We start from the raw sequence: 13,361 nt of genomic DNA, 5'->3' as shown, positions 1-13,361 counted from the left end.
GGGCGTAACTTTCATTCCACGGCCACGACGGTCAAGACTTGAAACGACACACCACAGCGAGGTACCCACCATGAACTTCAATATCTTCTCCATCATCGCCGCGTCCGCCATCTCCGCTACCGTTGCATTGCCTGCCAGTGCCAGTGTCGAAGCGACCGACAAAAAAGTCAGCTCGACCCAGAGTTACACCCCGAAGTACCTGCAACAAAGCGCCAACTTCTACGCCGCTCTGGATCACAAGATTCAACAATGAATAGAAATTCGAAGTGAATCCATTCCCCGTTAACGAACGTATCGTTGCCGGGGAATGGATTTGTAAGAACCTGATGTGAACTGCAACTTTTGATAATCGGAAAACGCTTTCGCGAGCAACTTCGTCTTCTACAGGTTGATGCGACCCACTGACCACTGCGTGTCAGGCCATGCATCAAGTGCCGGCGAGCTTGTTCGCGAAAGCGTTGAATTCCTCCCCTTTGATCCCCGTATGCTGGATAAGTGATGGGGATTTTTTTGTGCATTACATTCAAGGGGCGATGATGAACTTGTGGGAGCGAGCTTGCTCGCGAAGACTGCATTTCAGCCTCTGGAGATTTGGCGGATGTCCCAGCCTATTCGCGAGCAAGCTCGCTCCCACTTGGATTGATGTAATTAGGACCAATGCGTTGGTCTATCAGCCTGATTAATTTCCCAAATAATCAACCCCACCGATCTTTTGAATCGCCAGTCATCGTTTTTTAATAACAACAACTTCGAGCATTCTGGGCGCCTGAAACAGACACGTCCCGGAGCTTCAATCATGGCCACTGCCATCCTCAATTCAATCAAACACGGCGCTTATACCGCCATCGCGTTGTATGTGGTTTTCATCGCAGTGGTTACCGTCATCAGCACGAACCCACAACTCAATGCTGCGTCGCCAATATCGACGCAAACAGCGTCCGTTGAATTCAATCGTGCGGCTGTTCAGTCCCAGGGGCGTGCGTCGTGAAAGGCGCGAACTTCTGGGTGATTGTGTTCTTTGCAGTGATCAACAACGGCTGCTCATTGCTTGGCCATGGCGAAGGGTCGGTGGGCGGTGTGGCGCGCAGCATGGAGTTCAAGACCGAGGTCGCGGAAGCGGTCGAGATGCAGCGCTCGCAGAAGCTCAATACGGGTAATCCGCCGCCACGGCACAGCGAGATGATTTCACCGATCTTTCAGTTGGACGTGGTGTAGCGAAGTGGTGGGGCTATACAGCAACGCGCTGCAATCAGCGCTTGGCCATTGCATTGATGAACAGGTCCGAGGCGAGAAATCGCTGTAACCAGCGTTGCAGGTGGGGGTAGGGGCTTTGCCAGAACCAGTCCGCATCCACCGCGCAAAATTGCCGTATGAACGGCGCAATGGCGATGTCGGCCAGGGTCAGTCGATCGGCGACCAGAAAGTCCCGTGACGCCAGTAAATCGTTCAGCCTGCGCAGAAACCTCTCACCCCGCTGGCGGTATTCTTCCTGCGTGAATTCGGGATAACGCACGGCGTATTTGTAGTGATCCAGATCCTGTTTGAAGCTGCTGTCGTTTTCCGCGATCAGCGCGGCGATCTGTTGCTGACTTTCGACGTTGCGTGCGAGGGACCAATCGTCCGGGTCATGCTGCGCCAGCGCCCAGCCCATGATGTCCAGACTCTGCTCCAGCACCCGGTCTTCCAGCACCAGAACCGGCACAGTGCCCTTGGGTGATCGTTCGAGCATTTCAGCCGGTTTGGCCTTGAGGCTGACTTCCACGGTGTGCACCGGTACGCCGCAATACCCCAGCGCCATGCGAGCGCGCATGGCATAGGGGCAGCGGCGGAACGAGTAGAGCGTCGGCACCGTCGATTTAGCGTGAGGCGCCGACGTCATGCTCAGGCCTCGGTCAGTTCGCCGCAGTCGGCGATGACGACTTTCTTGCTGGTGCGGCCGGATTGCGAACCCAGCGCTTCGATGGCCTTGACCACGTCCATGCCTTCAACGACTTTGCCGAACACGACGTGTTTGCCGTCCAGCCATTCGGTGACGATGGTGGTGATGAAGAACTGGCTGCCGTTGGTGTTCGGGCCAGCGTTGGCCATCGACAGGTCACCTGGGGCGGTGTGCTTGAGGGTGAAGTTTTCGTCTTCGAACTTGTTGCCGTAGATCGACTTGCCGCCGGTGCCGTTGTGGTTGGTGAAATCACCGCCCTGCAGCATGAAGTTCTGGATCACGCGGTGGAAGGACGAACCCTTGTAGCTCAGGCCGTCGCCTTTTTCGCCGGTGCACAGCGCGCGAAAGTTTTCAGCGGTTTTCGGAACGACGTCGTTGTGCAGCTCCATGACGATGCGGCCCATTGGCTCGTCGTTGGCAGTGATGTCGAAGAATACTTTTGAGTTTGCCACGTGGTTTTACCTTCTTTCGAGTTTGGCGCGACTGTCGCGCAAGGGATACAGGGTTGCACAAAAACGCCATCAGGCGCGTCCGTGCGTCGTGAAAAAACGGATTAGCCGCTGCTGACCTCGACGGTGCTCAGGCCATTGCCCTGACGCCGCACCTGAATCTGCACGGGGATTCGCTCGTGCATTTCCTGCACGTGGGAGATCACCCCGACCTTGCGGCCCTGGGCCTGCAGCCCGTCGAGGGCGTCCATGGCCAGTTGCAGGGATTCGGGGTCAAGGCTGCCGAAGCCTTCGTCGATGAACAGCGATTCAATCTTCAGCGTGCTTGAAGCCATGGACGCCAGGCCCAGCGCCAGGGCGAGGGACACCAGGAAGGTTTCACCGCCCGAGAGCGAGTGAACCGAGCGCAGTTCGTCGCCCATTTCGGTGTCCATGACCAGCAGGCCGAGCATGCTGCCGCCGCGTTTCAGGCGATAGCGACGCACCAGCTGCTTGAGCTGCGCGTTGGCGTGGTGCACCAGCAGATCGAGGTTGTAGGCCTGGGCGATCTTGCGGAACGTATCGCCGGTGGCGGAGCCGATCAGCGCGTTGAGTCGGCCCCAGCGCAGATATTCAGCGTGTGCGTGGGCGATGCGCTCCTGCAGCTCGCTGCTGGCGTCGCGACGGCGGTTGTCTTCGCTGACCTGGGCGCGCAGGTCGGCGCACAGTTGATCTTGAACCACCGATTGCGCCTGCGCTTCGGTCAACGCGGCCAGTAACTGCTCGGCGTCGCCACTGTCGCTGTGCTGGGCCTGATGCTGCTGCAACTGCGCCGCGCGCTCTGCCACCAGAACCCGGGCTTGCTCCAGGGCTTTTTCGCTGGACTGCAATTGCTGACGCAACTCGCCAACGCTGTCGTCGCTCATCCCCAGCAACACCTCAAGCGCGGCATCGTCGAGCTCGCTGTGGCTGCTGCGCCACTCGGCGATCTGCCGTTCGAGTTCTCCCAGCTCCTGTTCAAGGGCCTGCAAGCGCTGTTGCTCACCCTCCAGCTCTGCGGTGAGCTTGATCAGTTCGGTGCGCGCCGCTTGCAGTTCATGGGCGATGGCGTTTTGCGCCTCCCGCGCCTGCTCGACCGCCTGCTCAAGGGCGTGCTGCCAGCGCTCGGGTGACGCGTGGTCGCCGAGGGTCTGCGCCAGTTGCTGTTGCACCGTCTGGTGTTGCTGCTGACCGGCATCGAGTTGAGCCTGCAACTTTTGATGTTCTGCCGCGCGACTTTGCTGGGCAACCTGCTCGCGCTCGAGTTTTTGCGCGCGCTCGCTGTGCTCCTGCTGCTCGGTCTTTTGCTGATCGAGCTGCTCGACACGGGCGGCAATGTCGTTGTCCAGCTGCATGAAGCTCTGGGTCGCCGACTCGCGCCACTGGCTCAGGCTTTCGGCAGGCAGCAGCGGCTCAAACTCCTGCAGCGCCGCTTCGAAGCCCTGATTGTCGAGGGCGATATGGCGTTGCTGATCGTCCAGCAGCTTCATCGCCTGCTGACTCGCCTCGCGCGCATCGAGCACCTGCTGCTGCAGGGACTCGGCGTCCCGCTGCACTTTCAGCAAACGGGTCTGGCGCTGTTCGGCGCTTTGAATGTCCTGGGCGAGCTGATGCAGGCGTTCGCTCAGCCAGTCGCCGCGCAGGTGCTCGGGTTGCTCCAGCAAACGCGGATAGACCGGGTGAGCTTCCAGTTCAGGCGCCAGTCTTTCCAGCTGTTCGGCCAGTTGGTCCTGCTGCGGTTTGGACTGCTTGAGCTGGTTATTGAGCTCGGCGACTTCGGCGCGCAGCTCGGCGAGCTTTTCACTGAGCTGCCCGACGGTCTGCCGGGCCCGCGCCTCTTCGCCATCGTCATGGCCCGACAGCGCTTCGAGCAGCGCCTCGGACTGGTGATAGGGATGCTCTTCGCTGCCGCACACCGGGCACGGTTGCTGATCGACCAATTGCTCGCGCAGTTGCTCGACACTGGCGCTGCGGGCCAGGCGCTGGCGTTGCAGCAGTTCAACGGTGACCTTCAGCGCCTGCTCGGCGGCTTCGTGTTCGGCCTTGAGTTTCAGGCCTTGGGCGATGCTTTGGGCGCGACGCTCGGTGGCCTGCTGCTGGCGGGTTTGCACGTCGAGCAAGCGGTCGGCGACGTCCTGATGCCGCTGCCACAGACGTTCAAGTGAGTCGCTGGCGCCGTGCTGCTGGCGGTTGTCCTGCAGCAGTTGCCCCAGCCGTTCGATTTCGTGGCTGACCGCGTCGGCCTTGACCTCGGCGTCGTCGTACAGCGCCTGCAACGCGCTGCGGCGTTCGCTTAGCGTCTGCTCGGCGAGGGTGGCGTTTTTCTCCAGCTGCGGCAGCTCGGCACGTCCCTGAATCAGGCGCGCGCTGAGCTGCACGGTTTGCTGAAGACGCGGCCGGTAGGCGCTCCACGACTGACTCAACGTAGTCAGCGACGCGCTCTGCTCCAGCTGCTCGGCGATCGACTGCAAACGCGCTTCGACCTGGCGCTGCTGCTCGGCCAGTTGATCGAGGGTCGACTGACCTTCGGTGCTGGCCTGCTGCGCGGCACGCGTCTGCTCGCCGAGTTGTTGCAGCTCCTGATTCAGATGGTTGAGCTGGGCCTGCTGCTCGAACGCTTCACTCAGGACAGGCCGCGCATTGAGCAGTTGTTCCTGCGCTTGCTGCAACGCGCCGTCGGCGCTGATGCGTTTGCTGTCCAGGTCGGCGATGCGCCCATCAAGCCCGGTTTGCTTGAGCTGATGGGCCTGAATCGCGGCGGTCAGCGGCGCGAGCTGAGCTTGAAGCCTGGACCGCTGGCCGAACAGATGCCGCTGCGGCGCCAGACGCTCCAATAACGCGAGCTGCTGACGATCGGCACTGTGCGCGTCCCACTTCTGCTGGGCGCTGGCGAGCTGTTCGTTGGCCGCCTGATGGCTGTCGCGCAGGCGATTCAACTCCTTGAACCACTGCTGCTTGAGCTCCAGCTGGCGCAGGTGCGCCTGTTGCAGTTTCAGTTGCTGCTGGGCGTCGTTGAAGCGCTGCTCAAGCTCGGCGCGCTGCTCAGGCTCCATCGGCGTCAGCGTGCCGGCCTGGGCCTGAAGGGTTTTCAGCGCTTCTTCGGCTTCCTTGCTTTTGCTGTAGGCGCGGCGGCCCAACTGGCTGTAGATCGCCGTGTCGGTGAGCTTCTCCAGCAGTTCGCTGCGGTCTTTGTCGTCGGCCTTGAGGAAGGCGCTGAACTCGCTTTGCGCCAACATCACCGCCCGGGTGAACTGCTCGAAGTTCAGCCCCAGTCGCGCTTCGAGCAGGGTCTTGTACTCGGTCTTGTTCTGCGTGCTGAGAATCTGCTCGCTGTCCAGGTCGATCAGTGTCTGGCGGCTGGCCTGGAGTTTTTTCGTGGCGTTGTCGCGGGCGCGGTTGGCTTCCCAGCGCGCGCGATACCGGCGCTTGTCGATGCCGACGAAATCCACCTCGGCGTAACCGCTGCCGGTGCCGCGACGCAGCAGGTTGCGCGGATCGTTGGTGCTGATATCCCCGTCGATCTCCGGTACGCGGGACTGGCCGATGTTGTTCAGCCGGGGGATCGCGCCGAACAGCGCCAGACAGAGGGCATCCAGCAGCGTGCTCTTGCCCGCGCCGGTGGGGCCGGTGATGGCGAACAGGCCGGCGCTGGCGAGGGGTTCGGCGGTGAAGTCCAGCTCAAACGGGCCAGCCAGCGAGGCGAGGTTTTTCAGGCGAATGGCGAGGATCTTCATGGCTGCTCGCTCTCCAGCTGCACGTCCTGAAGCAGGGTCGCAAAGTCCTGCAGCGTCTGTTCGTCGACCTCGCTGCCGTAACTGTCCTGCCACGCACGGCTGAACAGTTCCTGCGGGCTCAGTTGGTCCAGCTCGATCAAGTCTTGATTGGCGTCTTCATCGCGACCGCCCTTGCCGGCGTATTCGGCGGCGATGCGCACCAGTCGCACGGCCTTGCCTTCCAGCGCGGCCTCAATCTGGTTGCGCAGATCCGGCTGCGGCTCGTCCAGGCGTACGCGGACTTCGAGCCACGGTTGACGGTCGACGTCGGCCAGCAGGTCGATGTCCGGGAGATCCCGCAGTTGCAGCAACAGCTCGGCCAAGCTTGCCGGGCCGACCCGTTGCAGGTTCACGGCGCGGGGGATCAGCAGCGGTTTGACGCTGACCAGTGTGTCGCCGTCGCACTCGATTTCGAGGATCTGGTGCTGGTAGCCGATTTCCGAAAACGACAGGGGAATCGGCGAGCCGCAGTAGCGAATGCGGTCTTCGCCATTGATTCGCTGGGGTTTGTGCAGATGACCCAGGGCCACGTAGGTGATGCTCTCGCCGAACAGGCTGGCGGGCAGGGCTTCGGCGTTGCCGATGATCAGGCTGCGTTCGGAGTCTTCCGACACCGAGCCGCCGGCCATGTGCGCGTGGCTGATAGCGATCAGCGCCTGGCCTTTCTTGCGCCGCTGGTTTGCGGCGGCGATGAGCATTTCGTGGACCTGCCCGATGCCGCGCAGATAGTTATCGCCCAACGCGGCGCCGGTCACTTCGGCGGGGCGCAGCAAAGGCAGCGCCAGGCACCAGCCGACGACTTTGCCCTTGGCATTGCTCAGTGGCAGCAACAGGCGATCGACGTCGAGCACGCCATCGTCGAGCCAGAGCACCCGGCCCAGGGCGTGGGTGCGCAGGCGTCGCATCAGCGGCGCGGGCAGTTCGATGCGCGAGCCGGAATCGTGGTTGCCGGCGATCATGACGATGGTCAGCTGCGGGTTCTGCTCGTGGGCGCTGACGATGAAATCGTACAGGCGCTCCTGGGATTTGACCGGCGGATTGACCGTGTCAAAGATGTCGCCGGCGATCAGCAGAACATCCGGTTTGCGCTCGGCCAGACGGGCCAGCAGCCAGGTCAGAAAGCTGGCGTGTTCGAAATCTCGCTCCTGACCATGAAGGTTCTGGCCGAGGTGCCAGTCGGAGGTGTGGAACAGACGCATGGGGGTACCTTGGTTTAACGATCAGCCTGTTTTCCAGTGTTGCCGGAAAACGCGCTGATCGATGGAAATCATTTTGGATACAGCGGCGGCAGGCTGTCGCCTCCGTTCGGGTCCTGGGGGTTTTCAATGGCGGGCAGCGCTTTGACGGCGCGCCAGAGGTCTTCGCCCAGCCACAGTTTTTCGGTCTCGCTGTACAGCGCGCCATTCAATCCGTCCAGCGCATGGGACAGCGGCACGAAGCGCGCGGCCATGTCGGCCAGGGTTTCCGGTTGTTGACGGGCCCAGGCGTCCAGCGCCTGGCGGGTCGCGTGTGGGTCGTTGGCCAGGCACGCGCGTTTCAGGTCGTCGAGCACTGTACGCGGACTCGGCCCCGTTTGCGCGACCCGGGCCAGTGCCGGTTGCCACCGCCCGCGCCACCACAGGCCGAAGCCCAGCAGCGTGGTGAAACTCAACACCACCGTGCTCAACTGCCACGGCCACACCGGCGGACCGATCACCGTCACATTACCGTTATCGCTCACGGGCGTGTCCACGGCGAACGCCGGATTGAGGCTGACCTGCAAGGTGCGGGCGGGCAGGGCGCTGTGCTCCAGGTGATCTTCCTGGGTGTTCCACCAGACCAGATCGACAGCGGGAATCTCGATGGCGCCGGGACGATTGGGCACCAGCGCCTCGCGTTCCTCACGCACGCCGGTCAAGCCGCGCTCACCGGCCTGATTGCTCAGTTGCGGCTGGTCCGGGTAGCGCCGCAACGCGCTGACGTCGGTGGCAGGCAGCGGCGGCAATTGCGCGCTGGACAGCCCTTCGGCCTTCAATTGCAGGGTGCGGGTGAGGGAATCGCCGACCTGGCTGTGGGCAGGTTCCGGGCTCCAGTTTTCACTGAGGCTGACGCTGCGCGCCGGCAGCCATGGCGTATCGGCGGGGTAGTGCGCCGGTTGCGGCTTGACGTCGAGGGTCAGGGGCAGCGACGTCACGTGCATCAGTCGGCCGGGTTTCGGCCCGCTGGCAATCGCGCCGGGCGCCATGGCGGCGGCCGCAGCGGCGTCGGTGGTGTCCTGAACCAGCGTGGCGCTGAAGGCTTGGGCGGGGATGGTCAGCGCACCGCTGTGCTGCGGGTAAAGCGCATAGCGCATTTCGATCACGCCGTGGCGAATGCCATTGATCTGCTTCTCGTACGTGCGCGTGTCGCCAAGCTTTTCGATGCGCGCGTCGGGCACTTGCAGCGGTGTCAGGCTGCTGTCGTCGAACAGCGACACCGAGTGGTAGATGCGCACGGTGAGCAAGACCTGCGCCTGAACATACACGCTGTCCTGCTCAAGGCTCGCCTCCATGAATACCGGCGCAAGCTTCTGCTCCTGACCCTGGGCGGCGGGGCCGACGTCGACCACTTGCAGCACGATCGGCTGGCTGGTCATTTCGCCCAGCTTCAGCGGAGGGATTTCAATCGAGCCGCTGTGGCGCGGCATCAGCGTGATCAGCCAGCGGGTCGTCGCGTGAACATTGCCTTCCAGCGTGGTCAGGCTGTTGAGCTGGCGGGTGTCGCGGACCTCGAAGTCGGCGTCCAGCGCGCTCATGTCCGGTCGGCCGAAGACGGTCGCGTCGTCGGTTTCAAGGGTCAGTTCGACGGTTTCGCCGGTGTTGACGCGTGTGCGGTCAACGCTGGATTGCAGCGTGGAGCCTGCACTGTCGGCCTGGGCCAACGGCGCCACCAGGGCGAACAGGCACCACATTCCTGCGATCAGCAACCTGTGCAGACGACTCATCGGGTTCTTTCCTGATGCTGCTGTTGTTCGTACCAGAATTTGCGCCGCAACAGCTCACCGGGTTCGTCGGGGATCTGCCGCAGCCATTGTTCGAGCGCCTGTTTCTGCTCGCCATCGATCTGTCCGTCGGCCGGTTTTCCGGAGGCACGCGCCGGCTCGTCGCTGTCGGATCCCGCGCCGGAAGCCTGCTCGTCGGCGGCGTTTTGCTGATCGCTGGCCGAGCGGTCGGCATCGGCATCCTGCTGGGCTGACGGCGCACTCGATGACGACTGTCCGGTATTGCCTTCGCGGGCATTGTCGGCGTTCTCGTCACTCTCCGCCTTCTCGTCCGCTTTCGCCTGGTTCGACGCCGTGTTCTGCTCCAGCACCTTTTCCACCAACGCCTTGTTGGCTGACGCCGCCGGGAAGTCCGGTTGACGCTCCAGCGCCTGTTCATAGGCGTCGATGGCGGCTTCCAGCTCACCGCTTCGGGCCAGTGCATTGCCGCGATTGTAATGGTCGGCGGCGCTGCTGCCCTTGGCAAAGCGCTGGACGGCGCCGGCGTAGTCACCGGCCTGATACAGCGCGACGCCTTGCCACTGCGGATCCTCGAAATGCCGAGCGGCTTCCGCCGGATGATGACGCTTGAGCAAGTGTTCGCCCTGTTGGTCGGGGCGGCGCCACAGGTCTTCGAAACCGAAGGCATAGCTGGGTTGCGGCACGGCCATCAGCAACAGCGGCAGGCACAGCAACCAACCGCGTCGCCCGGCGCAACCGGCCAGCAGCAGAAGCGGCAGCAGCAACCAGTAGCCCTGATCGGCCCAGCGGTCGAGCCGCACCTTCTGGCCCTGGCTGATCAGGCTCTTCGGACCGTCGAGCAGACCGAGGTCGTTCAGGTCCTGATTGTCCAGGCGCAGCGAGGCATAGCGACCGCCCATGCTGTCGGCGAAATCCTTGAGCACCGGCCCGTCCAGACGCGGCACAAGGATGCCGCCCTGGGCGTCCTTCAGGAAACCGCCTTTCTCTTGGGTGACCGGCGCGCCTTCCGCGGTGCCGACCCCGAGCATCAGTAAAGGAGGGGCATCGCGTCCGGTCATCGCGGTGCGAATGCCCTGACGCTCGGCGTCGCTGAGGGACGAACCGATCCACAGCAGCCGTCCTTGGCCGAGGTCACCCTGTTCCAGCAAATCCAGCGCCTTGCGCACGGCGAGGTCTGCGCGTTGGCCGGCTTCAGGCATGATCGACGGCTTGATCGCATCCAGCAGGTTTTTGCTGGTCGCCAGATCATCGGACAGCGGCACCAGCGTGTGGGCGCTGCCGGCATACACGATGATCGCGGTCTGTGAATCGCTGCGCGCCTGCAACAGATCGAGCAACTTGCGTCGCGACTGTTCGAGTCGGGTGGGCGGGCTGTCAGCCGCGAGCATTTCCGGGGTCAGCTCCAGCATCACCACCAGTGGATCGACCGGCCGCTGGCTGTTCTGCTCAACCCGCTGCCAGCTCGGCCCGAGCAGTGCCATTAGCGCCAGCAACCAGCCAAGACCCAGCACCACCCACGGCAATTTGCTTTCCCGACCGCCGCCACCACTGAGCAGGGCGGAATGAAAGGCACTGGGAATAATCATCTGCCAGCGCCCGACGCGCTTCTGCCGATTCCATAACCGCCACAACAGCCAGCCGAGCGCCGGCAGCATCAGCAGCCAGCCTGGGCGGGACCAATGGGGCCAGAGACCGGACAGGAATTCGATCATGGGCGCCTCGTCAGGCGCTTCAAGTGCTGACGCCACTGCGTACGCCACACAAAGGTCGGCCGGCGCACGAAGAAGCGATAAAACGCGTTGTTCGGCCAGCGCTCCTGAACCACCAGCAGCAGGCTCAACAACAGCGCCATCGTCAGCGGTACGTGATAAAGCGCCCGCGCCGGACGTGCCTGGGTCGGTTGTTGCGTTACGGGCTCCAGCCGGTCCAGCGCCTTGCCGATGCTGGCGAGTTCGGCGCCGTTGCGCGCGCGGAAATACTGCCCACCGCTGACCGCAGCGATTTCCCGCAGCGCAGGCTCGTCCAGATCCAGGCTGGGGTTGAGGCCGAGAATGCTGGTGGCGCCTTTGTCGGGATCGGCGCCAATGCCGATCGGGTAGATTTTCACGCCTTCGCTGGCGGCCAGACGCGCGGCGGTTCGCGGGTCGATCTGGCCCGCGTTGTTGGCACCGTCGGTGACCAGAATCAGCACGCGGCTCTGGGCCGGACGCTGGCGCAGACGCTTCAACGCCAGCCCGATCGCGTCGCCAATGGCGGTGTTCTTGCCGGCAATGCCGATGCGCGCTTCGTCCAGCCAGACCCGCACAGTCTTGCGGTCGAAGGTCAGCGGCGCCTGCAGGTACGCCTGACTGCCGAACAGAATCAGGCCGATGCGATCGCCCTGACGGTGCTCAAGAAAGTCCCCCAGCAGCATCTTTACCAAGGTTAAACGGCTGACTTCGTCGTTTTTCCAGACCATGTCCGGGTAATCCATCGACCCCGACACGTCCACCGCCACCAGCAGATCGCGGCCACTGGCGGCAACCGGCAACGGCTCGCCCAGCCATTGCGGGCGGGCGGCAGCGACCAGCAGCAGGAGCCAGACGGTAATGAACGGCAACTGGCGCCGCCAGCCCGGCAAACGGGTTCGGGCGCGGCGACCGGCGAGGCCTTCCAGCTCGGGGAGAAAGCTGATTTTCAACGCCGCTTCGCCGCTGTCTGCGGCGGGTAGCACGAAGCGCATCACCCAGGGCAAGGGGAGGAGGGCGAAAAGCCACGGCCAGGCGAATTCAAACATGCTTGCGAATCCAGGTCTCGACCGACTGGGTCAGGCCGTTGATGGCCTTGTCATCGAGTTTGCATTCCGGCTTGTAGGCGCCCTCGACGAGGATCATCCAGCGCGTGAGGCCGGCGGCCGGGCAGCGGTTGTCGAGAAACGCCAGCCATTTGCGGCCGTTGAGGGTGTGGCTCTGGCTGTAGGGGTAGTGATTGCGGCACAGGCGCTTGAGCAGACCGTTGATCTGTTGCAGCCAGGCACCGGCCGGCGCGCCGTCGTAGGGTTTGGGCATCTGCGCGAGTTCGACCAGCGCGGCCTGGCGCAGCGGATCCAATGGCTCGACGGTTTCGCGGCTGGCCTTTTTCGGCAGCAGCGTGCGCGCGCGCCACAGGCCGTAGCCTAGCGCCGGCAGCAGGATCAGCAACAGCCACCAGCCCGGCGCGGGCGGCCAGAACCCGACCGGCTCCGGCAGGATCAGCGGTTGCAGCTGGTCCAGCGCACTCATGGCTGTTTCACCGGACGCTGGCCGTTGAGGTATTCGCGCAGTTGCTCGACCATTTCACGCTGGGTGCTCAGCGGCATCATCAGCACGCGCAGCTTCTGCGCCAGCAATTCCCAGCGCGCCTGACGCGCCTCGCCTTGGGCACGGTAGCTCTGACGCAAGTCGGCGTTCAGCGTGTCGAGCTCAAGGTGCGCGCCCCGGTCAGCGAAGCGCAATAAACCGGCGGCGGGCAACGCGTGATCCAGCGGATCGGACAGCGGCAGCAGCAACAGGTCGCAGTGCCGTGACAGCAGAGTCAGCTGTTGTTCTGCGGAGTCGGACAACGCGCGCTCGTCGCACAGGATGATCGCCAGACTGCCCGGACGCATCACTTCCCGCGCGCGGCGCAGCGCCACGCCGAACGTGTCGCGGTCGGCAGCGGCCTCGGTGTGCAGCGACTGATTGACCCGCACCAGCCGGTTCAGCAGTTGCAGCAGGCTTTGTTTGCTGCGTCGCGGTTTGATTTCGTAATGCTCGTTGTCACCAAACACCAGCCCGCCGACCCGGTCGTTGTGGCCCAGCGCAGCCCATCCCACCAACGCGGCGGCCTGGGCGGCGAGAACTGATTTGAACATCAGCCCGGAGCCGAAAAACAGGCGGCGGCTTTGCTCGACCATGATGAAAATCGGCCGCTCGCGTTCTTCGTGAAACAGTTTGGTGTGGGGCTCTTGCGTGCGGGCGGTGACGCGCCAGTCGATGGTCCTGACGTCGTCGCCGGCCTGATACACCCTGACCTGATCGAAGTCGACGCCGCGCCCGCGCAGCTTGGAGTGGTGCAGACCGATCAGCGGGCTGCGCTGGCTGGGCGTTGAAAACAGCTGCACTTCCCGCACGCGATGACGCATCTCAATGAGGTCGGCGAGGCTGATGCGGATGCCCGGTTGGGAGATCAGATAGGGTTGCATG

12 protein-coding genes are annotated in these 13,361 nt (G+C 63.3%); 3 read left to right on the top strand and 9 right to left on the bottom strand.

The window, feature by feature from the left end:
* Positions 1-70: 70 nt before the first annotated feature.
* The 3 genes from ABEH28_RS22265 (at position 71) to ABEH28_RS22255 (ending at position 1,215) form a co-directional block, all read left to right on the top strand.
* The gene (locus tag ABEH28_RS22265) at positions 71-253 is read left to right on the top strand and encodes a hypothetical protein (RefSeq protein ID WP_074890378.1); all 183 of its coding nucleotides are present in this window, start codon (positions 71-73) and stop codon (positions 251-253) included.
* Positions 254-796: 543 nt separating this feature from the next.
* A complete protein-coding gene (locus tag ABEH28_RS22260) occupies positions 797-988 on the top strand; it encodes a hypothetical protein (protein WP_346625416.1) in 192 nt (63 codons plus the stop codon).
* Positions 985-1,215 carry a hypothetical protein gene (locus ABEH28_RS22255; RefSeq protein ID WP_346631101.1) on the top strand — a complete coding sequence of 77 codons (231 nt, stop codon included), beginning with the start codon at positions 985-987 and terminating at the stop codon, positions 1,213-1,215. Before ABEH28_RS22260 ends, ABEH28_RS22255 begins: the two co-directional genes overlap by 4 nt.
* Positions 1,216-1,249: 34 nt before the next feature.
* On the opposite strand, the gene ABEH28_RS22250 is transcribed toward ABEH28_RS22255, so the two are convergent.
* The 9 genes from ABEH28_RS22250 to ABEH28_RS22210 form a co-directional block, all read right to left on the bottom strand.
* On the bottom strand, positions 1,250-1,879 hold the full coding sequence (locus ABEH28_RS22250) for a glutathione S-transferase (protein WP_346631100.1): 630 nt from the start codon (positions 1,877-1,879) through the stop codon (positions 1,250-1,252).
* Positions 1,880-1,881: 2 nt separating this feature from the next.
* A complete protein-coding gene (locus ABEH28_RS22245) occupies positions 1,882-2,391 on the bottom strand; it encodes a peptidylprolyl isomerase (RefSeq protein ID WP_074892129.1) in 510 nt (169 codons plus the stop codon).
* A 101-nt stretch (positions 2,392-2,492) separates the two neighbouring features.
* Positions 2,493-6,140 (bottom strand): AAA family ATPase, encoded by a 3,648-nt coding sequence (locus ABEH28_RS22240; RefSeq protein ID WP_346631099.1) that lies wholly within the window; start codon positions 6,138-6,140, stop codon positions 2,493-2,495.
* Positions 6,137-7,378 (bottom strand): exonuclease SbcCD subunit D C-terminal domain-containing protein, encoded by a 1,242-nt coding sequence (locus tag ABEH28_RS22235; RefSeq protein WP_346631098.1) that lies wholly within the window; start codon positions 7,376-7,378, stop codon positions 6,137-6,139. Before ABEH28_RS22235 ends, ABEH28_RS22240 begins: the two co-directional genes overlap by 4 nt.
* A 68-nt stretch (positions 7,379-7,446) precedes the next feature.
* Positions 7,447-9,108: a BatD family protein gene (locus ABEH28_RS22230; RefSeq protein ID WP_346631155.1), complete on the bottom strand. Its 1,662-nt coding sequence runs from the start codon at positions 9,106-9,108 to the stop codon at positions 7,447-7,449.
* A gap of 29 nt (positions 9,109-9,137) precedes the next feature.
* Positions 9,138-10,859, bottom strand: coding sequence for a tetratricopeptide repeat protein (locus ABEH28_RS22225; protein WP_346631154.1), 1,722 nt, complete (start codon positions 10,857-10,859; stop codon positions 9,138-9,140).
* Between the two features lie 8 nt (positions 10,860-10,867).
* Entirely contained in the window at positions 10,868-11,935 is a 1,068-nt protein-coding gene (locus ABEH28_RS22220) for a VWA domain-containing protein (protein WP_346631097.1), read from the bottom strand.
* The gene (locus ABEH28_RS22215; protein ID WP_122624726.1) at positions 11,928-12,419 is read right to left on the bottom strand and encodes a DUF4381 domain-containing protein; all 492 of its coding nucleotides are present in this window, start codon (positions 12,417-12,419) and stop codon (positions 11,928-11,930) included. Before ABEH28_RS22215 ends, ABEH28_RS22220 begins: the two co-directional genes overlap by 8 nt.
* The gene (locus tag ABEH28_RS22210) at positions 12,416-13,360 is read right to left on the bottom strand and encodes a DUF58 domain-containing protein (protein ID WP_172611290.1); all 945 of its coding nucleotides are present in this window, start codon (positions 13,358-13,360) and stop codon (positions 12,416-12,418) included. Before ABEH28_RS22210 ends, ABEH28_RS22215 begins: the two co-directional genes overlap by 4 nt.
* Between the last annotated feature and the right edge of the window lies 1 nt (position 13,361).

Source organism: Pseudomonas sp. Ps21-P2, from assembly GCF_039672565.1.
Classification (GTDB): Bacteria; Pseudomonadota; Gammaproteobacteria; order Pseudomonadales; family Pseudomonadaceae; genus Aquipseudomonas.
The sequence above is the reverse complement of the archived record's forward strand: the minus strand, read 5'-3'. Positions and strand labels throughout refer to the sequence as shown.